15 protein-coding genes and 1 pseudogene are annotated in these 19,882 nt (G+C 61.0%); 10 read left to right on the top strand and 6 right to left on the bottom strand.

The features are described from left to right. Positions 1–427: 427 nt before the first annotated feature. Positions 428–850 carry an HPF/RaiA family ribosome-associated protein gene (locus tag JN403_RS08880; protein ID WP_205486760.1) on the bottom strand — a complete coding sequence of 141 codons (423 nt, stop codon included), beginning with the start codon at positions 848–850 and terminating at the stop codon, positions 428–430. 293 nt (positions 851–1,143) lie between these two features. Here JN403_RS08880 and JN403_RS08885 point away from each other — a divergent pair, with 293 nt between their 5' ends. The 3 genes and pseudogenes from JN403_RS08885 to JN403_RS08895 all read left to right on the top strand — a co-directional run bounded on the left by JN403_RS08885 (position 1,144) and on the right by JN403_RS08895 (position 5,171). After that, positions 1,144–1,749: an RNA polymerase sigma factor gene (locus tag JN403_RS08885; RefSeq protein WP_205486761.1), complete on the top strand. Its 606-nt coding sequence runs from the start codon at positions 1,144–1,146 to the stop codon at positions 1,747–1,749. Continuing rightward, on the top strand, positions 1,746–2,741 hold the full coding sequence (locus JN403_RS08890; protein ID WP_240356870.1) for a FecR domain-containing protein: 996 nt from the start codon (positions 1,746–1,748) through the stop codon (positions 2,739–2,741). Before JN403_RS08885 ends, JN403_RS08890 begins: the two co-directional genes overlap by 4 nt. 73 nt (positions 2,742–2,814) lie before the next feature. After that, positions 2,815–5,171: pseudogene (locus tag JN403_RS08895) on the top strand (TonB-dependent receptor). Here the strand turns inward: JN403_RS08895 and JN403_RS08900 are convergent. Continuing rightward, the gene (locus tag JN403_RS08900) at positions 5,168–6,046 is read right to left on the bottom strand and encodes an AraC family transcriptional regulator (protein ID WP_205486762.1); all 879 of its coding nucleotides are present in this window, start codon (positions 6,044–6,046) and stop codon (positions 5,168–5,170) included. The pseudogene JN403_RS08895 and the gene JN403_RS08900 sit on opposite strands and share 4 nt — an antisense overlap. 133 nt (positions 6,047–6,179) lie before the next feature. On the opposite strand from JN403_RS08900, the gene JN403_RS08905 reads away from it, so the two are divergent. Then, positions 6,180–7,079: a DMT family transporter gene (locus JN403_RS08905; protein WP_122535309.1), complete on the top strand. Its 900-nt coding sequence runs from the start codon at positions 6,180–6,182 to the stop codon at positions 7,077–7,079. Positions 7,080–7,287: 208 nt separating this feature from the next. Here JN403_RS08905 and JN403_RS08910 read toward each other — a convergent pair whose 3' ends face one another. Then, the gene (locus JN403_RS08910) at positions 7,288–8,262 is read right to left on the bottom strand and encodes a D-glycerate dehydrogenase (protein ID WP_205486763.1); all 975 of its coding nucleotides are present in this window, start codon (positions 8,260–8,262) and stop codon (positions 7,288–7,290) included. A 99-nt stretch (positions 8,263–8,361) separates the two neighbouring features. Next, on the bottom strand, positions 8,362–9,309 hold the full coding sequence (locus JN403_RS08915; RefSeq protein ID WP_122535312.1) for a LysR family transcriptional regulator: 948 nt from the start codon (positions 9,307–9,309) through the stop codon (positions 8,362–8,364). 179 nt (positions 9,310–9,488) lie between these two features. On the opposite strand from JN403_RS08915, the gene JN403_RS08920 reads away from it, so the two are divergent. Genes JN403_RS08920 through JN403_RS08935 form a run of 4 tightly spaced genes read left to right on the top strand, consistent with a single transcriptional unit; the run spans position 9,489 to position 14,299 of the window. Further along, positions 9,489–11,000 carry an efflux transporter outer membrane subunit gene (locus JN403_RS08920; RefSeq protein ID WP_205486764.1) on the top strand — a complete coding sequence of 504 codons (1,512 nt, stop codon included), beginning with the start codon at positions 9,489–9,491 and terminating at the stop codon, positions 10,998–11,000. Positions 11,001–11,022: 22 nt separating this feature from the next. Next, positions 11,023–13,221, top strand: coding sequence for an FUSC family protein (locus tag JN403_RS08925; protein WP_205486765.1), 2,199 nt, complete (start codon positions 11,023–11,025; stop codon positions 13,219–13,221). Continuing rightward, the gene (locus JN403_RS08930) at positions 13,211–13,411 is read left to right on the top strand and encodes a DUF1656 domain-containing protein (protein WP_065991906.1); all 201 of its coding nucleotides are present in this window, start codon (positions 13,211–13,213) and stop codon (positions 13,409–13,411) included. Before JN403_RS08925 ends, JN403_RS08930 begins: the two co-directional genes overlap by 11 nt. A gap of 15 nt (positions 13,412–13,426) precedes the next feature. After that, positions 13,427–14,299, top strand: coding sequence for an HlyD family secretion protein (locus tag JN403_RS08935; protein ID WP_205486766.1), 873 nt, complete (start codon positions 13,427–13,429; stop codon positions 14,297–14,299). Positions 14,300–14,574: 275 nt separating this feature from the next. Here the strand turns inward: JN403_RS08935 and JN403_RS08940 are convergent, their stop codons facing one another. Next, on the bottom strand, positions 14,575–15,399 hold the full coding sequence (locus JN403_RS08940) for an SDR family oxidoreductase (protein WP_205486767.1): 825 nt from the start codon (positions 15,397–15,399) through the stop codon (positions 14,575–14,577). A gap of 33 nt (positions 15,400–15,432) precedes the next feature. Next, positions 15,433–15,897 carry a multidrug transporter gene (locus JN403_RS08945; RefSeq protein ID WP_205486768.1) on the bottom strand — a complete coding sequence of 155 codons (465 nt, stop codon included), beginning with the start codon at positions 15,895–15,897 and terminating at the stop codon, positions 15,433–15,435. A gap of 286 nt (positions 15,898–16,183) precedes the next feature. Here JN403_RS08945 and JN403_RS08950 point away from each other — a divergent pair, with 286 nt between their 5' ends. Both JN403_RS08950 and JN403_RS08955 read left to right on the top strand, forming a co-directional pair. Further along, positions 16,184–18,856 carry an RHS repeat-associated core domain-containing protein gene (locus JN403_RS08950; protein WP_240356871.1) on the top strand — a complete coding sequence of 891 codons (2,673 nt, stop codon included), beginning with the start codon at positions 16,184–16,186 and terminating at the stop codon, positions 18,854–18,856. 120 nt (positions 18,857–18,976) lie between these two features. After that, a complete protein-coding gene (locus JN403_RS08955; RefSeq protein WP_205486770.1) occupies positions 18,977–19,720 on the top strand; it encodes a hypothetical protein in 744 nt (247 codons plus the stop codon). The last annotated feature ends 162 nt before the right edge of the window (positions 19,721–19,882 follow it).

Genomic DNA, 19,882 nt, shown 5'->3' on the forward strand with positions numbered 1-19,882 from the left:
CGGTGGTATCCATAACTGTTCCGTTGAAAGGTCGTCTCATTGAGCGAGTCACTGCGCGGGGGCCAATAAGCTCGCGCCGCGCAGGTGAGTTGTAAGCTCGACGATACAAAGCTTGCAGGGTTTGGGCCACAAGGGACGAAAGGTGTAAATGCTCCCAATGGGCGGACCGCGAGGCGCTGAGTTGCCAACAAGGTCACGGTTTCGACGTCCATCGTGTACTGGCCAATCGCTTGGGTGTTTACAACCCGGCACCATTTGCGCGCTTCATGCGTTGTTAGTGTGCACCGGGTTGGCAAATGAACTGGCGGCTGTGTTTAGCGCAGCTGATCAGTCGTGCGCTCGCCGCTTGATGGCCGCACAAAAAAGGGGCGGGCCCGTTTCCAGGCCCGCCCCTCGTTCAGCAGTTCAGTGTTTCAAGGCTGCTGCATCAGCCGTGCAACGCGTCATCCTTCTCGAGAAACTCTTCTTCGAGCAGCGCGTCAGCACTGACCGGCTCGTAATCCAGATCGCTTTCAATCACCGGAGCCGCACCGCGTTTGTTGCCGCGCAGTTTTCCGAAAAGATGTTCCAGCGCGTGGTCGAGTTTGACCGCTGCGCCATCCACTGCCTGATCAATCGAATCGGCCTTGTGGGTCACGGAAATGGGTTGGTGTCCTTTTGGCCGGGCTTCCATCTGGCAACGGATGTCATGCGGGCCGGGCTTGTCGCCGTTTTCGTCGTTGATGTGGACCTCAACGCGGGTCAGATCCTCTTCGTATCGTTCGAGCGTAGTTTCAACCGTGGTTCGTACCCACTCCTCCAGACGGACGCTGTTTTCGATGTGGTTATCGCTGTTGACCTGGATTTGCATAGTTCTTCCCTTACTTTGGCTTGCTCGGGAGAGTCTGGACGAGGTGTTTTTCGTCTGCCCTCATTCACAGTGTTGGCGCCGATCCACGAACAATTCAACCCCTTGGAACCGAGAATATATTTCGCGAATGCGGGAACTCGACCGGCAAGTCCATTTTTGCTGGGCCACGTCTTTTCACGGTCGGGTTTCAGCCGCTGCAGATTTGTTGCGAGATTCGTCGGACATCTTTTGCGCATGAGAATATTTATCATTAATATCGCGCCTCGCATCATTCCCACTGCCGTGCCTGAACCATGATCGATCCACCTCCATCCTTGAACTCAGCGTGCCAGGACCTCGACCACGAGGCTCCGAAGGCTGCACGCGCACGGTTTCTGGAAGTGTTTCTCTCCCAGCGTCCGCAAATGGAGGCGCTGGTCAGCCGAAGAGTGGGTTGCCGGGCGACGGCAGCGGATCTGGTGCAGGACCTGTTCCTCAGGTTCTGGAGGCGCCCGCTGGTCCAGGTCGAAGAGCTCAACACTTATCTGCTGCGCTGTGCTGGCAATATCGCCATTGACCATCTGCGCAATGAAGGCACCCGTGCCCGGCTCAGCGACGAGATGCTGCCTGACGCGCATCGGCCCGACACTGACGAACCCCAGGCGGCGCTGGAGGCGAGCAATGATCTGCGCCACATCGAAACGGCGTTGCGCGCATTGCCGGACAAAACGCGGCAGATCTTCCTGCTCAATCGTATCCACGGACGCAAATATGTCGAAATCGCCAAGGCCATGGGGCTTTCGCAGAGTGCCGTGGAGAAACACATGATGCGGGCCCTGCAGGCCTGCAAGGCGAGCATCAACCAAGACGTCGCTCGGGTTGTGCCCCCTGTCGGGAAATCCGGAGGGGGTCGTCGATGAACGCCTTTCCCGATCCGAAAACTCATTCAAATGCCGATCCCGACACCATGGCCCTGAGCTGGCTCAGTGTGCTGCACAACCAGCCGACGATCGCCGATCAGGCGCGTTTCAGCCGCTGGCTGCACGCCGAGCCGGCCCATGCCCAGGCCTACGCTCAGGCTCAAGTACTATGGGAACTCAGTGAAGAGCCTGCCACCACACTGGCCAGCGAAGACGCCGTCGCCCTCGACGCCTTGCTGCGGAAAATGGACGCACCCCCGCCGCAACGCTTGCCGGGCTGGGGAGCGGCGCTGGCGATGGCGGCGTGTCTGCTGCTAATGGTGAGCGTCGCGACGGGCTGGAATCCTCAGCGCTGGGCAGAGGATTTGAACGCCGATTATGTGTCGGCACCGGGGCAGGTCCGAACGTTGATCCTGGCAGACGGGTCGCAGGTAATGATGGACGCCGACAGCGCCATCGCCGTGCATTTCGACGACGGAGAACGGCATGTCGAGCTGCGCCGTGGCGCCGCATTCTTTCAGGTTATCCACAACGGCGAGCCGTTCGTGGTCGATGGCGGGCGCGGTGAAACCCGGGTGCTGGGCACACAGTTCGAGGTGCGACTGCAACCTGCCGGCGCGCAAGTCACCGTGCTGTCGGGCCGCGTTGGCGTGAAGGCAGACGCCGATGCGCCGCAGCTGATCCTGACGGCAGGTCAGCAGGCCCGTTATGACCGTGAACGCGTCACTGATCCGCAGCCCGTCGACACTGAAAGCCAATTGGCCTGGCGTCAGGGCTGGCTCAATTATTCCCGTACGCCCCTCGCCGATGTGATTAACGACCTTAACCGCTATTACCCGGGGCGAATCATGTTGCTTAACGATGAGCTGGCCGCGAAGACCGTCAGCGGCAGCTTCCCCAGCCGCGACCCGCAGGCCGTGCTGGCAGCGTTGAAGTCCGTCCTTGGTTTTGAGCAGTTCGAAGCCCTCGGGCGGGTCATTGTGATCCGTTGATTGCACGCGAGCGGTTGAGGTGTTTCGTATTCAAACGGGATTGATTGATGTGAAAAGGTGGTGTGGCGTTTCGGTGGTAGTGGTCTGGAGCGCATGCGCCCAGGCAGCCGTGCCGGCCTACGACTTTTCGATCCCGGCCAAACCGCTGCCTCAAGCACTGAGGGATTTCAGTCGGGTCACGGGGCAGGGCGTGATTTACACCCAGGATGCGCCCTACGCGGTCGATGCTCCTGCGTTGATCGGCTCATTCAGTGCGGAACAGGCATTACGCCTGCTCTTGAGTACGTCCGCCCTCACATTCCGCCGCGCCACCGACGACACCTTTACGCTGCAGTCCCCGCCAGCCGAGGGCGCGGTCACCCTTGGCGCGACGCAGATCGCGTCCACTCGTAGCGCCGTTTACAGCTATCAGCCGCCCGCCGTGGCATCAGTGATGCGCAGCACAACCCCGTCGCTGGAAAGCCCGCAGGCGGTGAGTACCGTTCCTGCGCAGGTGCTGAGCGATCAGGCTCCGCGCAACCTCGACGATGCGCTGGCCAACGTGAGCGGCGTGACCCAGGGCAATACCCTGGGCAGCACCCAGGACACGTTGATGAAGCGCGGTTTTGGCGACAATCGCGACGGTTCGATCATGCGCGATGGCATGCCGGTGGTGCAGGGCCGCAACCTGAATGCGACGGCCGAACGCGTCGAAGTCCTCAAAGGGCCGGCGTCGCTGTTGTATGGCATTCAGGACCCGGGCGGGGTCATCAATGTGGTCAGCAAGCGCCCGCAGTTGCCGTCGGCCAACGCCCTGACGGCCCGAGCTTCAAGCTACGGCTCAGGCAAGAACGGCAGCGGGGCAACGTTCGATAGCACCGGCGCCATTGATGGCGCTGAAGGGGCGTCGGCCGGGCTGGCGTATCGCCTGATCGTTGACCACGAAGACGAAGATTACTGGCGCAATTACGGCGTGCACCGTGAGTCGTTAGTGGCGCCGTCCCTTGCCTGGTATGGCGATGACACCGAAGTGCTTGCGTCCTACGAGCACCGGGAATTTCTCTCGCCGTTTGATCGCGGCACGGCAATCGACCCGCGCACCAACCGTCCGTTGAACATCCCCGCGACCCGCCGTCTGGACGAGCCCTTCAACAACATGGAAGGGCGCTCGGATCTGTATCGATTCGAGGTCGATCACAGCTTCGATGACACCTGGAAAGCCCACGTCGGTTACAGCTACAACCGTGAGACCTACGACGCCAGTCAGGTGCGGGTGACCGCCGTCGATCCGGCCACCGGCACACTGACCCGCTCCATCGACGGGACCGGCAACGCCCTCAGCACTGATCGCTTCACCACCCTGACCCTGAATGGCGATACGTCATTGGCCGGCATGCGGCATGAACTGCTGATCGGCGTCGACGACGAATACCGAAAAGTCGCGCGCGGTGAACTGATCCGCCAGAAAAGCCAAAGCACGTTCAGCTACGTGAATCCGGTGTATGGCCGGGAAGCAGAGGGCACTCAGGTCAGTGCGGCGGACAGCCATCAGCTCGACATCCTGCGCAGCGACTCGGTGTTTGCTCAGGACTCCGTGCACCTCAGCGATCGCTGGATTTTCGTCGCGGGCGCGCGTTACCAAGTGTTTGATCAGCAGGCTGGTAAAGGCTCGCCGTTCACACGCAACACCGATTTGAACGGGCAGAAGTGGATTCCGCGAGCGGGCCTGGTTTACCGCTACAGCGATGAACTGTCGGTGTATGGCAGCTACACCGAGGCCTTCAAGCCCAACTCCAGCATCGCTACGCTGGCGGGCGGCACCGTTCTGGATTCGGCGACGCTGCCTGAAGAATCGAAAGCGTGGGAGCTGGGCGCCAAGTGGGATTCTTCCGATGGCATCAGTGCGACACTGGCGCTGTTCGACATCAGAAAACGCAATGTGCTGGTGGCGAATTTCGACTCGCTGACGGCGAACACGGTGTATACCACGGCGGGTCAGGTGCGCTCTCGGGGGTGGAACTTGACGTGAGCGGGCAGCTGTCAGAACGCTGGAGCCTGATTGGCGGTTATGCCTTCACCGACGCCTGGGTGGTTGAAGACCCGACCCTGAAAGGCAACCGCTTGCAGAACGTACCCCGGCACAGCGGCTCGGTCTCGGCGGTGTACGACTTTGGCGCCGTGCTGGGCGCGGACCGGCTGCGCGCGGGAGCAGGTGCCCATTACGTAGGCCAACGCGCCGGCAATCCCGACAACGACTTCGACCTGCCGGGCTACACCGTCGCCGATGCCTTCGCGACTTACGAAACCCGTCTGGATGGGCAAAAAGTGAAGTTTCAGCTGAACGTGAAAAACCTCTTTGATCGCACTTATTACAGCTCGGCGGTAAGTCGTTATTTCGTGTCGCTGGGGGATTCGCGGCAGGTGGTCATGGCGACGACGCTGGAGTTTTAACGCGACTCAAACGCAGCCCGGTACTCGCCCGCCGTTGCGCCGACTGACTGTTTGAAGCGGTTGCTGAAATGGCTGGCGCTGGCAAAGCCGCATTCAAGCGCAATCTCGCCCAACGGCTTGCGCGGTGAGCGCAGCAGTTCCCGTGCCCGGTTGAGGCGCCGGGCGAGCAGGTATTGATGGGGCGGGAGGCCGAAGCTTTCGCGGAACATCCGCGCGAAGTGGTATTCCGACAGCGCGCACATGCCCGCCAACTGGCCGAGGCTCAAGGGATCGGCAAGATTCTGCTCGATAAACTCCACCAACTGACGGCGCAAGTGTGGGGCCAACCCGCCCTTCAATCGCAACCCTTCGCGCAGTCCTACCTGGCGCAGGACCATGTGATCGAGCAGTTCATAGGCCAGGCTGCTGGTGAGCATGCGTTCGCCCGGCTCGCACCAGTCCATGCGGATCAGACGATGAAAGCGCTCGGCCTGCAGCGGATCGTCCAGAAACGTGTGCTCCTGCAACGCCAGCTGGCGCGGCTCGCGATCCAGCAGCGTGACGCAATTGAGGGCGAACTGTTCGGGGCTGATATACAGATGCGCCAGACGGATTTCACCGTTCACTACCCAGGAAGATTGATGGCCGGCGGGCAGTGTGCAGATCTTGTCCGGAGCGCCTTTTCGGTCTGGCTGATCGCGGCGGAAGGTTCCGGTGCCGCCGTCGATGTAACACGACAGCGTGTGGTGCGTCGGCGCGTGATAGTTCTGCGCGTCATGGCGGTTGTTCCACAGGGCCGCCATCACTCCGTCGCCCAAGGGCGCGCACTTTTCCAGCTGCGCGTGGGGCGAGCTGTTCAGGGATTGAAAAACCTGGATGGTTTCGAGTGACGACATAGGGGCTCCTCTACGACTCGCATCCTACTCCGAGCGCTGCCACCTGCCAGCGGGGCGATGATCAAATGCGCAAGTTTCTGCAAGTGGGCGCATCGGCGCGCCGCCAGACTGAGGCTTCACTGGGGAGCCTGACATGAACATCACGTTGTATCTGCTGACCGTTTTGATCTGGGGCACGACCTGGATTGCCTTGAAACTGCAACTGGGCGAAGTCGCCATTCCCGTGTCGATCGTCTACCGTTTCGGCCTTGCGGCGCTGATCATCTTCGCGTTGTTGCTGGCGACCGGGAAATTGCAGAAGGTCAATCGTCGCGGCCAGCTCATCTGCCTGGCGCAAGGGCTGTGCCTGTTCTGCGTCAACTTCATGTGCTTCTACACCGCCAGCCAGTGGATCCCGACCGGTCTGGTGGCGGTAGTGTTCTCCACCGCGACACTGTGGAACGCCCTCAACGCCCGGATATTTTTCAAACAGAAAATCGCGCGCAACGTCGTGTTGGGCGGGACGCTGGGGCTGATGGGCCTGGCGTGCCTGTTCTGGCCGGAGTTGGCCGGGCACAGCGCCAGCCGCGAGACCTTGATCGGCCTGGCACTGACCCTGCTCGGCACGCTGTGTTTCTCGGCGGGCAACATGCTTTCCAGCCTGCAACAGAAGGCCGGCCTCCGTCCGCTGACCACCAACGCCTACGGCATGCTGTATGGCGCAACGATGCTGTGCGTGTATTGCGTGCTGAGCGGTACGCCGTTCGGTTTTGAGTGGAACGCGCGGTACATCGGCTCGTTGCTGTATCTGGTGGTGCCGGGGTCGGTGATTGGCTTTACGGCTTACCTCACCCTGGTCGGCCGCATGGGGCCGGAGCGCGCGGCGTATTGCACGGTGCTGTTTCCGGTGGTGGCGTTGAATGTGTCGGCGTTTGCCGAAGGCTACCAATGGACCGCCCCGGCGTTGATGGGGCTCATGCTAGTGATGGCCGGGAATGTGCTGGTGTTCAGGAAATCGAGGGTGGTTACGCCGGTGGGTGCGAAACTGGCCTGAGAGGCTGGCTGGCACGGAGCGCCGGGAGCGGCATTCCCACGGGGGCCGTGTGAATGAGCACGGACGGGCCTGAGAGCGTTGATCGTTCCCGCGCTCTGCGTGGGAATGCAGCCTGTGACGCTCCGCGTCATCCCCGCTGAAATGGCGCGGAGCGCCGGGAGCGCCATTCCCACGGGGACCGTGGGAATGATCATCAGAGCTGTGACACTCAGCCCTTCCACACCTGCGCATTCACCAAATCCTGCGGTTTCTCGCCGAGCAGCGCGGCGCGCAGGTTTGTGTAGGCGCGGTCGGCCATGGCCTGGCGGGTTTCGTCCGTCGCCGAGCCGATGTGGGGCAGCGTCACCGCGTTGCTCAGGGCGAACAGCGGCGATTCAGACAGCGGCTCTTTCTCGTACACATCCAGCCCGGCGCCACGAATGGTGCCGTCCTGCAGCGCCTTGATCAGCGCCGGTTCGTCGACGATCGGGCCGCGGGCGATGTTTACCAGAATGGCGCTCTTTTTCATCAGTGACAGTTCGCGCGTGCTGATCATGTGCTGGGTCTTTTCGCTGAGCGGCACCACCAGACAGACGAAATCCGACTCGGCCAGCAGTTGGTCCAGCGTACGAAATTGCGCACCCAGTTCCTGCTCGAGGGCGGTCTTGCGGCTGTTGCCGCTGTACAGGATCGGCATGTTGAAACCCAGACGACCCCGTCGCGCGACCGCCGCGCCGATGTTCCCCATCCCCACGATGCCCAGCGTCTTGCCGTAGACATCGGTACCGAAATGCGGCGCCTCGATGCTGCGCTTCCAGTTGCCGGCCTTGGTGTAGGCGTCCAGTTCGGCGACGCGGCGGGCGCTGCTCATGATCAGCGAGAAGCCCAGATCGGCGGTGCTTTCCGTCAGCACGTCGGGGGTGTTGGTCAGCATGATGCCGCGTTCGGTGAGGTAGCCGACGTCGTAGTTGTCGTAGCCGACCGAAATGCTCGACACCACCTCCAGCTGCTTCGCGCTCTCCAACTGCTCGCGGCCCAGCGTGCGACCGGCGCCGATCATGCCGTGGCTGTGGGGCAGGGCTTCGTTGAACTGCTCGTTCAGATCACCCTTTTTCGGATCGGGGATGATCACGTTGAAGTCTTGCTGCAGGCGCTCGGCCATTTCCGGGGACACGCGGCTGAAGGCAAGGACGGTCTTTTTCATCGGATAGCTTCTCTCGGCAGGTCAGAAGGGCAATGCGTAGCACGCTAACATTCTTGCCGAGGGATTGGCAGGGTCACCGCCGTTGCGCATGGATGATGACTAAACCGTCTCCGGCAACACATGGGTCTGAAGGTCCGCTTCATGGGCGGCCATGATTTCCGGCAGCGAGCCGCGCAGGTACTCGACCCAGGTTTTGATCTTCGCATCCAGGTACTGCCGCGACGGGTAGATCGCGTACAGGTTCAGCTCGTGAGACCGGTACTGCGGCAATACCCGCACCAGCGAGCCATTACGCAAACCTTCGATCGCCGAGTAGATCGGCAGAATCCCGATGCCCATGCCGCTGCTGATCGCCGCCTGCATGGCGTCGGCCGAGTTCACCAGAAACGGCGAGTTGCCGATGGTCACGGTTTCCTGACCTTCGGGGCCATCAAACGCCCACTTCTCCAGCGGGAACACCGGGCTGACCAGACGCAGACAGGCGTGATTGAGCAAGTCAGCCGGTCGATGCGCCATGCCGAATGCCTTGATGTACGCGGGCGAGGCACACACGATGCTGTAGGTGATCCCCAGTCGCTGGGACACGAAGCCCGAATCCGGCAGCTCGCTGGCGAGGACGATGGACACGTCGTACCCCTCTTCGAGCAGGTCCGGGACGCGGTTGGTCATGGTCAGGTCGAACGACACGTCCGGGTGATTGCGCCGATAGCGGGCAATCGCGTCGATAACGTAATGCTGACCTACGCCGGTCATTGAATGGACTTTCAATTGTCCGGAAGGGCGCGCATGGGCGTCGCTCGCTTCGGCTTCTGCTTCTTCCACGTAGCCGAGGATCTGCTCGCAACGCAGCAGGTAACGCTTGCCCGCTTCGGTCAGGGCGATGCGTCGCGTGGTGCGGTTGAGGAGTCGGGTTTGCAGGTGTGCTTCGAGATTGGAGACAGCGCGCGAAACGTTTGCGGTGGTGGTGTCCAGTTGAGCGGCGGCAGCGGTGAAGCTGCCCGCTTGCGCCACGCAAGTGAAGGCGCGCATGTTTTGCAGAGTGTCCATTGGCCGTTCTCAGGTGAGATAGCAAATTGTGACATGAAGTAACTGATCCATGTCAGCCATACCAAAGGATTATCTCCTGTTCGGTAACAAAGATTCGCAGAAGTCCCGGCTTATCGCCGGACTAGACGCCCCCTAGAATCGCCGCATCATCGATTCCCCTCCATTAGGTAATTGCAGCAGTGCCGCGTCGTCTCGTCAGAGGGCTCAAGCCCCTCAGTGTGTGGGCTTTAACGTTACTCATCAGCGGCTGCATCGGAACTGGCGGAATCGCCCCACAAGGCACAGCGTTGTCGTCCGACGCGCTGGCCACCGACGACGCCATCAAGGCGGCCGACAAAGACGCCCACTGGCCGGCCGGTCAGTGGTGGCGCGCCTATGGCGACGAACAACTCAATCGCTGGATCGAACTGGCCGCGCTGGGCAGCCCCAGCCTGGCGATCGCCGCTGCGCGCGTGCGTCAGGCCAAGGCCATGGCGGGCATCGCGGAGTCGGCGGAATCCCTGCACATCTCCGGTGACAGCACCCTGAAACGCCACAACTGGCCGACGGATCAGTTCTACGGCCCGGGCGAGCTGTCGAACACCAGCACGTGGGACAACAACGCGTCGCTGGGCCTGAGTTATTCCCTTGATCTGTGGGGTCAGGAGAGCAATCACTCCGAACAGGCGATGGACATGGCGCACTTGAGCGCGGCCCAGGAGCGTCAGGCGCAGCTGGAATTGCAGGACAACATCGTCCGCGCCTACATCCAGCTGTCGCTCAATTACGCCCAGCGTGACATTGCCGAAGCGACCCTTGCGCAACAACAGCAGATCGTTGAACTGGCCCAGCGTCGTCTGAAAGGCGGCATCGGCACCCATTTCGAAGTCAGCCAGGCGCAAACCCCTTTGCCTGAAACCCATCGTCAGATTGACGCCCTGAACGAGGCCATTGCCCTGAGCCGCAATCAGATCGCCGCGCTGGCGGGCAAAGGCCCGGGCGAGGGCGCGAGTTTGCAGCGCCCGACGCTGTCACTGAACGCGGCGTTGAAGTTGCCGTCGGCGCTGCCCGCCGAATTGCTGGGGCAGCGCCCGGATGTGGTCGCCAGTCGCTGGCGAGTGGCGGCGCAGGCGCGGGGCATTGATGTGGCCCATGCCGGGTTTTATCCGAACGTCGATCTGATGGGCAGCCTCGGTTACATGGCCACCGGCGGTGGCATGCTGGAGTTCCTCGCCGGCAAGAAATTCAATTACAGCGTGGGCCCGGCGATCACCTTGCCGATCTTCGACGGCGGGCGTCTGCGTTCGGAACTGGGCGTGGCGTCGGCAGGCTATGACGAAGCCGTCGCGCAGTACAACCAGACCCTGGTGATGGCGCTGAAGAGCATTTCCGATCAGCTGATTCGTCGCGAATCGATGGACAAGCAGCAAGCGTTCGCCGATCAATCGGTGGCCGCCGCGCAGAAAACCTACGACATCGCGATGGTCGCCTATACACGCGGCCTGACCGATTACCTCAATGTGCTCAACGCGCAGACGCTGTTGTTCCATCAGCAGCAGGTCCAGCAACACGTCCAGGCCGAACGCCTGACGGTGCACGCGGAATTGGTGGTGGCGCTGGGCGGCGGCTTGATGGCCGGCAATGACTCGCCGACGCCGGAAAAGACCGCTGCGCCGAAAACGCCTGTGTCGCTGGCGGTGTTCGATAAATGATGCGCTTCGGCAGGGCCTGGCGATGAACGCTACATTTAACTGGCTCAAATCCCTCGAATGGCGGCGCGGCCTTAATGACTGGGCGCGCAGCGATGGCGTGACGTGGATCTACATCGCCAAAGTGCTGACCGCGGCATTTCTGACCTACTGGATCGCCATGCGCCTGGAACTGCCGCAGCCGCGTACGGCCATGATCACCGTGTTCATCGTCATGCAGCCCCAGAGCGGTCAGGTGTTCGCCAAGAGTTTCTACCGCTTGCTTGGCACCGTCGCCGGTTCCGTGGTGATGGTCACGCTGATGGCGCTGTTCGCGCAAAACAGCGAGCTGTTCCTCGGCAGTCTGGCGATCTGGGTCGGCTTCTGCTGCGCCGGGGCCGCGCGCTATCGCAACTTCCGCGCCTATGGTTTTGTGCTGGCCGGCTACACCGCCGCGATGACCGGATTGCCAGCGCTTGCTCACCCGGACACCTCGTTCATGGCAGCAATGTGGCGTGTCCTGGAAATTTCTCTGGGCATCGTCTGCTCGACATTGGTCAGCGCCGCGATCCTGCCGCAGAGCGCCGGCGCAGCGATGCGCAACACCTTGTACCAGCGCTTCGGCACCTTCGCCCAGTTCGTCATCACCGGCCTGCGCGGCGAGAGCGATCCGGCGTCGTTCGAAGCCAGCAATGTGCGCCTCATCGCCGATGCCGTCGGGCTCGAAGGCCTGCGCGCGGTCACCGTGTTCGAAGACCCGCACATGCGTCGCCGCAACGGTCGACTGAATCGCCTGAACAGCGAATTCATGACCATCACCACGCGCTTCAACGCCTTGCATCAGTTGCTCGAACGCTTGCGTCGGCGCGGTCTGACGCCGGCGGTTCAGGCCATCGACCCCGGCCTGAATTCCTTGACTGGATTGCTAGAGCCTTTCGCCGGGCGCGCGCTGACCAACGCTGACGCCGCGTTGCTCGCCAATCGATTGAGCGTGTACAAGGCCGACCTGCCCGAGCACGTGCGCAGCCTGCGCGCCGCGTTCGTCAAGACCGAGCCCGGCGACGACGACCTGCTGGATTTCCACACCGCTTACGAGTTGCTGTATCGCTTCGTCGACGACATGCACGACTACGCTCAAACCCACGCGTCCCTGGCCGATCACCGCCATGCGCGGGAAAAGTGGGTCGAGCCCTTCGTGTCCACCACCAGTTGGCTGTCGTCGCTGGCCTCCGGTGTGCGCGCGACTTTCATCCTCGCGGTCATGTCGGTGTACTGGGTGGCCACGGCCTGGCCGAGCGGTGCGTCGATGACCCTCGTGTCCGCCGCCACGGTGGCGCTTTCCGCGACCACGCCGAACCCGAGGCGCATGTCGTTTCAGATGGCGTGCGGGACATTCCTGGGCGCCGTGCTGGGCTTTTTCATCACCTTTTACGTGCTGCCGCGCATCGATGGTTTTCCGCTGTTGTGCATGGTACTGGCGCCGGTGTTCGTGCTCGGCACGTTCCTGACCACACGGCCGCAGTGGGTCGGCTACGGACTGGGGCTATTGATTTTCTTCAGCATCGGTTCGGCGCCGGACAACCTCACGGTCTACAACCCCTATGCGTTCATCAATGACTACATCGCCATGGTCCTCGGCATGCTGCTGTGCGCGGCGGCGGGGGCGATCATTCTGCCGCCGAACAGTCGCTGGTTGTGGCAGCGGCTGGAAGGCAATCTGCGTCAGCAAGTCAGTTTCGCCATCAGCGCGCCGCTGCGCGGGATCCGTTCCAGCTTCGAAAGCCGCACCCGCGACCTGATGCATCAGGCCTATGGCCTGGCCGCCGGCAAACCCGAGGTGCAGCGCAACCTGCTGCGCTGGATGTTCGTGGTGCTGGAGATTGGCCACGCGATCATCGAGTTACGCCGCGAGCAGGACATCCTGCCGGTACACCCCAGCTACGCCGAATCGCAACCCTGGCGGCAGGCGATTCGTGCCATGGGCCGCTCGCTGATTCGGCTGTTCATCCAGCCTGATCGCCACAATCTGGCGCGCAGTCTGTCGGCCGTCGACCACGCCATCGTCTGCGTGCAGAACACTGACGAGCCCTTCGCACCGCACTTCGACACCTCGGCGTTGCGCCGGGTGAAAAGCTACCTGCACTTCATCCGCACCTGCCTGCTGGATCCGCAATCGCCGCTGGCAGGCGCCACGTCAGAGCAGGCATCTGTGGCCTCGCCGCAAGGACAACTCAATGCCTCGTGAACTCGCCTTCCACGGCGTTTACATGCCGACCGTGACCGTCATGTTTCTGGTCGCGATGGTGCTTTCCTGGGCGCTGGACCGCTTCATGTCCGGGCTCGACCTGTACCGTTTTTTCTGGCATCCGGCGCTGCTGCGTCTGAGCCTGTTCAGCTGCATTTTCGGCGCCATGGCGCTCACTGTTTACCGTTGAGGCACGTTGGTTGAGATGAAAAAGCTCTTCAGTCTGATCGCAACTTTGTTGATTCTGGCCCTGGCCATCTGGATCGGCCGGCTGCTGTGGATTCACTACATGGACACGCCGTGGACCCGCGACGGCCGGGTGCGCGCCGACGTGATCAACGTCGCCGCCGATGTCAGTGGCGTGGTAATCGATGTGCCGGTGAAGGACAACCAGCCGGTGAAAAAAGGCGACCTGTTGATGCAGATCGACCCCGAACATTATCAACTGGCGGTGAAGCAGGCCGAGGCGATGGTGGCGTCGCGCAAGGCGACGTGGGAGATGCGCAAGGTCAACGCCAATCGACGCAAAGACATGGACGCCCTGGTGATCTCCGCCGAAAGCCGCGAAGACGCCAGCAACGTCGCCACCTCCGCCCAGGCGGATTACCAACTGGCGGTCGCGCAGCTCGAAGCCGCGCAGTTGAACCTGCAGCGCACCAAGGTGCTGGCGGCGGTGGACGGCTACGTCACCAACCTCAACGTGCATCGCGGCGACTACGCGCGCATCGGTGAGGCGAAGATGGCCGTCGTCGACAGGAATTCGTTCTGGGTGTACGGCTTCTTCGAGGAGACCAAGTTGCCCCACGTCAGGATCGGCGATCCGGCGGACATGCAGTTGATGAGCGGGGAGGTGATGAAGGGCCACGTCGAGAGCATCGCCCGGGCCATCTATGATCGTGACAACCCAGAGAGCCGCGAACTCATCGCTGACGTTAACCCGACCTTCAATTGGGTGCGGCTGGCCCAGCGCGTACCCGTGCGCATTCACTTGGACCACGTGCCGGAAGGCGTTGTGCTGGCGGCGGGGATCACCTGTACGGTGATTGTGAATCCTGAGCAGGAAGGTTCGGTGCAGTAGCGCCTGAGATCCATGGAGGCTGAACGTAAGCCTTCGCGAGCAAGGTGGAGCGCCACCCCGGTTGCTCTCACAGCCTCGGGGTGGACTCGGCATCTCTTACCAGCTCACAGCTTCGAGTAGACGCAAGACTTGTGGGAGCGAGCTTGCTCGCGAAGACTTCAGCCCGACAGCTAAAAATGCTGCGGATGTACTGGCCCCTTCGCGAGCAAGCTCGCTCCCACAAGTCTTGCATCGACCTCAGGTTAGTACGCGCCTGAGTGGGCTTGCTGTGGCAGCTAAGCCTTCTTATCCAGCTTGAAGCGCTTGCTCAGAATCCATTCGAGCAGTGCCTTGGGCAGCAAATGTTCCATGAGTGGCAGCGCGCGGCTGCCGTTGCCGGATCGCAGCAGACGCGGTGGATGGCTGCGTTGCACGGCGGTAAGCACGTCGCGGGCGAAATCGGCGGCGGGTGTCGGATTGCCCTGTGACGCATTGGCTCTGGCGCGGATGCCTTCACGCCACGGCCACCACGGTGAATGTTCGTGAATCACCTGCTCGGCCTCGTGGCTGGCGTTTTGCGCGAACCGGGTGTCGATGGCGCCTGGCTGGACTTCCATCACGCGGATGCCGAAAGGCGCCAGTTCCATGCGCAGCGCGTCGGTCATGGCATGGACGGCGGCCTTGGACGCGCAATACGCACCCGCGAACGGCGTCACCAGCACGCCCGAAACGCTGCCGATATTCACCACCAATCCCTTGTTGCGGCGCAGTGTTGGAAACAGCGCGCGCGTCACGCCGACCACGGAAAACACGTTGGTTTCGAACTGCCTGCGCATGGCCTCGACACCGCCATCCAGCAACGGGCCAATGCCACCGTAGCCAGCGTTGTTGATCAGCACGTCGAGCCCTTTGCCCTGTTGATCCAGCTCGGAGACGAGTCGATCAATCGCAGCGCTGTCATTAACGTCCAGCGTGACAGCGCGGAAACCCGCAGCGGTCAGTGATTCCACATCCGCCGGCTTGCGTGCGGTTGTCCAGACTTCATGGCCTGCCGCTTTGAAGGCATCCGCCATGGCGCGGCCGATGCCGCTGGAACACCCGGTGATCAACACCACAGACATGGTTCAGTCCTTGAATAAAGGGAAGGGCGGCGCTCAGCCGGAGAACGTGCCTTGCAGGCGTTCGGCACGAAACTCCAGGGTCTGCGGCCGATAACCCGGGCGCAGCGGCGGCATTGGCAGACAATCTTGCCATTGGCTGCCGGGCAACAAATCGCCCGGCCCGCGATAGCGCGGCGCGGTGTAGGTGTCTTCGGCCAGATTGACGGTATCGCCCGGCGCGTAGGCCGCGATTTTCCAGCGCAGTTCGGTCAGCGAAACCTTATTGCCGTTATCGATCAGCACCAGCAACGGCCGACCTGTCGGGCACTGCTGCGGCATATAGTTCACGCGCAGTTGCAGACGCTCCAGGCGCTGCCCATCGCGGCTGTCTTCCCAGACCACAAACGCGGCCACCACGCCCAATCCGACCGCTGCTGCCAGGGAAACGGGCAGGGCTCTGGAGGGGTAGCGCAAAAGCAGGACCAGCCAGGTGAACAGGAGTACGGCGCCGAAAATCATCGTGTCGATCTCGCGAGTGCAGATGCGGGCATCGTACCGAAAGGGGAGGGGATTGGGCTAATGGATATAGCTCAACCCGAACCGTCCAGCGCAACCGTCCAGTCGGACCGGCGGTTAGTCAGAAATCCGGAGCCACACTAGTCTTACGGTATTCCTGCAACGGATTGCACAGGTCATGGCTCATTCCTGCCCGCTACATACCCATACTCCGACACTCACGGTAATAGAGCCGCGCAGGCTGCCGGTTCGTACGGTGTCCTTTTATCGGGCTCAAACGGATGCGCCCATGACCGCGCGGGTTGACCGCCTTGCCTATGACCCCGCAGGAAGGCAAACGGCGCGTTGGGACCCACGACTATGGGCTGCCGCCGATCTGGCATCGGACGCGACGAGCAATGTGAGTGTGGTCTTGTCGCTCAGCGGGGAGCGGCTGCTTTATGAGAGCGTCGATGCGGGGTGGCGCCTTCAATCAGTGGGGGAAGGTGGGCAGCGTGACGGGGGCTGGGACGGACGCGGAATGGTTCAGCGGGTCGACTACGACCAGCAGCTGCGGCCGATCGCCTTATTTGAAGAACAGTGCGTACGGGACAGTACGGCACGAACCTGCGTCGAGCGCTTGAGCTATGGAGGGCCGGATGACCATCACGCCAACCAATGCAATCAACTAGTCAGGCATTACGATCCGGCCGGCTCGCTGTGCAATACGTCGTTCGATATAAACCGGAATGCACGCTCGCAGGCGCGGCGTTTTCTCAATGATCCGAACATGTCCAGTTGGCCTGACTCCGACGAAGCTTGCGACCAGCTTCTGGAGCCCGGAGACGGCGCCCGGATGGCCTGGCGATTCGCTCCCACAGGCGAAATGTTCGAACAACGCGATGCCATGGGAAACACCCGGTTTTTTGCCCAGACGGTCGCCGGGCTGCTCAAGCAAACCCGCTTGCAGCTGGCCGGCCTGCCAGCGGAAACGCTGGTGGGCGATATTCAATACGACGCTTTCAATCGCGCGGTTTCAGAAACAGCCGGAAATGGCGTGGTCACCTCTGCGGCGTATTCAACACAGGACGCTCGTCTGGTGAACGTCCAGTCGACGCTTCCCGGTGGAGAAAGACTGCAGGATCTGCATTACGCCTACGATCCGGTCGGCAACGTGATCAGCATTGAAGATGCTTCGCTCCCTAAAAGCCATTTCATCAATCAGCTCACCAAGCCCATCAGCACATTCACGTACGACACGCTGTATCAGCTCATCGAGGCCACCGGTCGGGAGCTGGCGTCGGTCAATCGAGGCCCGGATCGTGCGGTGTTTCAATCGCCGATAGACCCCTCCCGACTGACGAATTACCGGCAGCACTACGAATACGATGCGGGCGGCAATTTGCTCAAGCGCAGTCACGTTGGCGTGCAAAATCATTCGCAATGGCTGGCGGCGGCCCAAGGTAGCAACCGGTGTCTGGCTCAACTGACTGACACGCCGCCAACTGACGCCGAGATTGCTGCCGCATTCGATGCCAACGGTAATTTGCAGCGGCTGGAGCCCGGGCAAAACATTGAGTGGAACCCGCGTAACCAGTTGCGCAGGGTAACCCTGGTGGCCAGGCCTTCGGGACTGGATGACAGTGAGGTTTACGTCTATGACGCGACCGGTCTGCGTGTGCGCAAGATTCGGACTGTTCGGGCTAGAAACGTCGTCCATTTGAACGACGTACGTTATCTGCCGGGCTTGGAAATCCGCGCCAATAGCGCGACTGGCGAAACGCTGCACGTCATCACCGCTCCTGGCGGACGCAACGCGGTGCGGGTTCTGCACTGGGCAGAGGGCAAGCCGGAAACGATAGACAACGATCAGATGCGTTACACGCTGAGTGATCACTTGGGGTCAAGCCTGTTGGAGTTGGATCAGCAATGCCTATTGATCAGTCAGGAAAGTTATTACCCCTTTGGAGGCACAGCCTGGTGGGCCGGCCGATGCCAAATTGAAGCGCACTACAAAACCGTGCGTTATTCAGGAAAAGAGCGGGACGCGACCGGGCTTTACTACTATGGCCTGCGGTATTACGCACCGTGGCTGATGCGCTGGATCAATCCGGATCCGACGGGTGAACAAGGCGGGGTCAATCTGTTTTGCTTTTGCAGTAACTCACCGATCCGCTATCGCGACTCCCAAGGCGCAGCCCCTTACGATGTTCCTCAGGTCGTGGTGGTAGCCGCAGGAATGGGGGATTTCAGCCAGGTACATCTGGCGAAAATGAGGCAGGCGCTGGACGCTGCAGGTTATCTGGTGGCTGGAACGCGTGATCAACTTCGCGAAGTGTCACCCAGCCAGGATGTAGTCGAGGCGTTCGACGCGACGTTTGGTGAACTGCCGGCACCCATTCGCGCTGAAACGAAAGAGGCCGTCGCAGAAAGCCTCGACAGTTATTGGAACATGTTGACGGCATTTGGTGAGCCGCACGCGGAGCTGGATATCGAGCTTTTTGACGGTCCATCCATGCTTATGGGACGTACTTCATTTGGGGGAGAGTTTCAGGATGATGTCCAGAGCTTTGGCGTTTCACGCTCCCATCTTGACCAGGATCATGTGCTTGAAGTTGCATGGACGTTGATCCATGAAACTACCCATGCAGTCAATTTCACCGTTGATACCCATTATTACAAGCACCCAAAACTTGAGGCCAATGCTAACGCTAAGGCTGTGCGAGGCTGGAGCAAACAAATAAGAAAGTCCTTGTCGCGAGTTGTCAAATCAGGTCCTTCCGAGAAGCATGGCACTGTTCCTGTTTACGCGACCAGCATGCAGGGGTTAACAGATGACGCGGCTAACCGGCATCAACGCAGGGCCACCTTTGTGGGCAATGGCGGCGTGAGATCCTCGCTGTTACAGATGAATGCAGACACTTTTCCCGCGTTGGTCAACGCAACCCGATTTCCTGAAAGATGGTTGCGCAAGCAGATCTGACAAATACGCAGATCAAGACGGGAGGAGCTCGACGCGCGCCCCGATCAATCATGTCAGCCCGGTGAAGCGGATCATCACTGGGATGGGCGTGGAAATCGAAAGCAGGTTTAGTACGATCAGTTGCCGCGCTCACAGGCGCTATTCGCAGGCGACGGCACTGCCGAGACGTGCATCGAGCGCCTGAGTTACGGCGGACCCGAGGCGCCGTGGGCCAATCAATCATGCCAGTTGTTGCGTCATGATCCGGCGGGCTCGCTATCGGGCATCGCATTCGACCTGAATGGGAATCTGTTCGAGCAGTGCGATGCGAAGGGCAACATTCAGTCATTTCGCGTGACTGTGGCCGGTCAGCCCAGGCATGTTCGTTTGCAGTCGGCAGGGACACGGGCAGAGGTTGGAGGGATAGCGCAGAAGCAGGACCAGCCAGGTGAACAGAAGTCCGGCGCCGAAAGTCATCGTGTCGATCGCGCGATTGCAGATGGTGGCATCGTACCGAAAGGGGAAGGGATTGGGCTACGGTGGTTCTTCTGCTTCCACTTCAACCTGTATGGACTTCTAGCATCGGTCATCCCTTCGTCTACGAACAAAGGCGGACGGGGCCGAGCAGAGGCCGGCTTGCCGCCCGGTGTCAACAGATTACTGCACGCCTACAAGTTATTTTGCTCTTCACGCAACTACGTCATAGCTCTGGGAGAAGGGCGTTTCAACAATGCCGATATAAGGTTCTTGTGGATCCTGAACTATGTACCAGAGCCTGGCACGCACCCTTACCTTATCGCCGACCTCAAACAATTTGAATGGAGCCACCTCAATCTGAATAGGCTTGTTTGGGATAAAGGGTCTCTGTTCAGAATAGGGCCCTAGGTCGTCTTGATTAAGAAGAGAGAACTCAATTAAGTATGGAAGCCCGTAACCTGAGTCGCCTAAGTCATATTCAACGGTTATTGTCTTCCCCGAGACTATTCTGCCGTCCGGCAGCGAGGGGGCCGGATAGACTTTTTTGCTTCAGCTCGTGTAATCATGATC

The sequence above is a fragment of the Pseudomonas sp. 15A4 genome (genome assembly GCF_016925575.1).
In the GTDB taxonomy this organism is placed as follows: domain Bacteria; phylum Pseudomonadota; class Gammaproteobacteria; order Pseudomonadales; family Pseudomonadaceae; genus Aquipseudomonas.

Bases quoted from the DNA above. Each gene is read 5' to 3' on its own strand.
- JN403_RS08880 (WP_205486760.1), bottom strand. From the start codon at position 850: ATGCAAATCCAGGTCAACAGCGATAACCACATCGAAAACAGCGTCCGT.
- JN403_RS08885 (WP_205486761.1), top strand. From the start codon at position 1,144: ATGATCGATCCACCTCCATCCTTGAACTCAGCGTGCCAGGACCTCGAC.
- JN403_RS08890 (WP_240356870.1), top strand. From the start codon at position 1,746: ATGAACGCCTTTCCCGATCCGAAAACTCATTCAAATGCCGATCCCGAC.
- JN403_RS08900 (WP_205486762.1), bottom strand. From the start codon at position 6,046: ATGTCGTCACTCGAAACCATCCAGGTTTTTCAATCCCTGAACAGCTCG.
- JN403_RS08905 (WP_122535309.1), top strand. From the start codon at position 6,180: ATGAACATCACGTTGTATCTGCTGACCGTTTTGATCTGGGGCACGACC.
- JN403_RS08910 (WP_205486763.1), bottom strand. From the start codon at position 8,262: ATGAAAAAGACCGTCCTTGCCTTCAGCCGCGTGTCCCCGGAAATGGCC.
- JN403_RS08915 (WP_122535312.1), bottom strand. From the start codon at position 9,309: ATGGACACTCTGCAAAACATGCGCGCCTTCACTTGCGTGGCGCAAGCG.
- JN403_RS08925 (WP_205486765.1), top strand. From the start codon at position 11,023: ATGAACGCTACATTTAACTGGCTCAAATCCCTCGAATGGCGGCGCGGC.
- JN403_RS08930 (WP_065991906.1), top strand. From the start codon at position 13,211: ATGCCTCGTGAACTCGCCTTCCACGGCGTTTACATGCCGACCGTGACC.
- JN403_RS08935 (WP_205486766.1), top strand. From the start codon at position 13,427: ATGAAAAAGCTCTTCAGTCTGATCGCAACTTTGTTGATTCTGGCCCTG.
- JN403_RS08940 (WP_205486767.1), bottom strand. From the start codon at position 15,399: ATGTCTGTGGTGTTGATCACCGGGTGTTCCAGCGGCATCGGCCGCGCC.
- JN403_RS08945 (WP_205486768.1), bottom strand. From the start codon at position 15,897: ATGATTTTCGGCGCCGTACTCCTGTTCACCTGGCTGGTCCTGCTTTTG.
- JN403_RS08950 (WP_240356871.1), top strand. From the start codon at position 16,184: ATGACCGCGCGGGTTGACCGCCTTGCCTATGACCCCGCAGGAAGGCAA.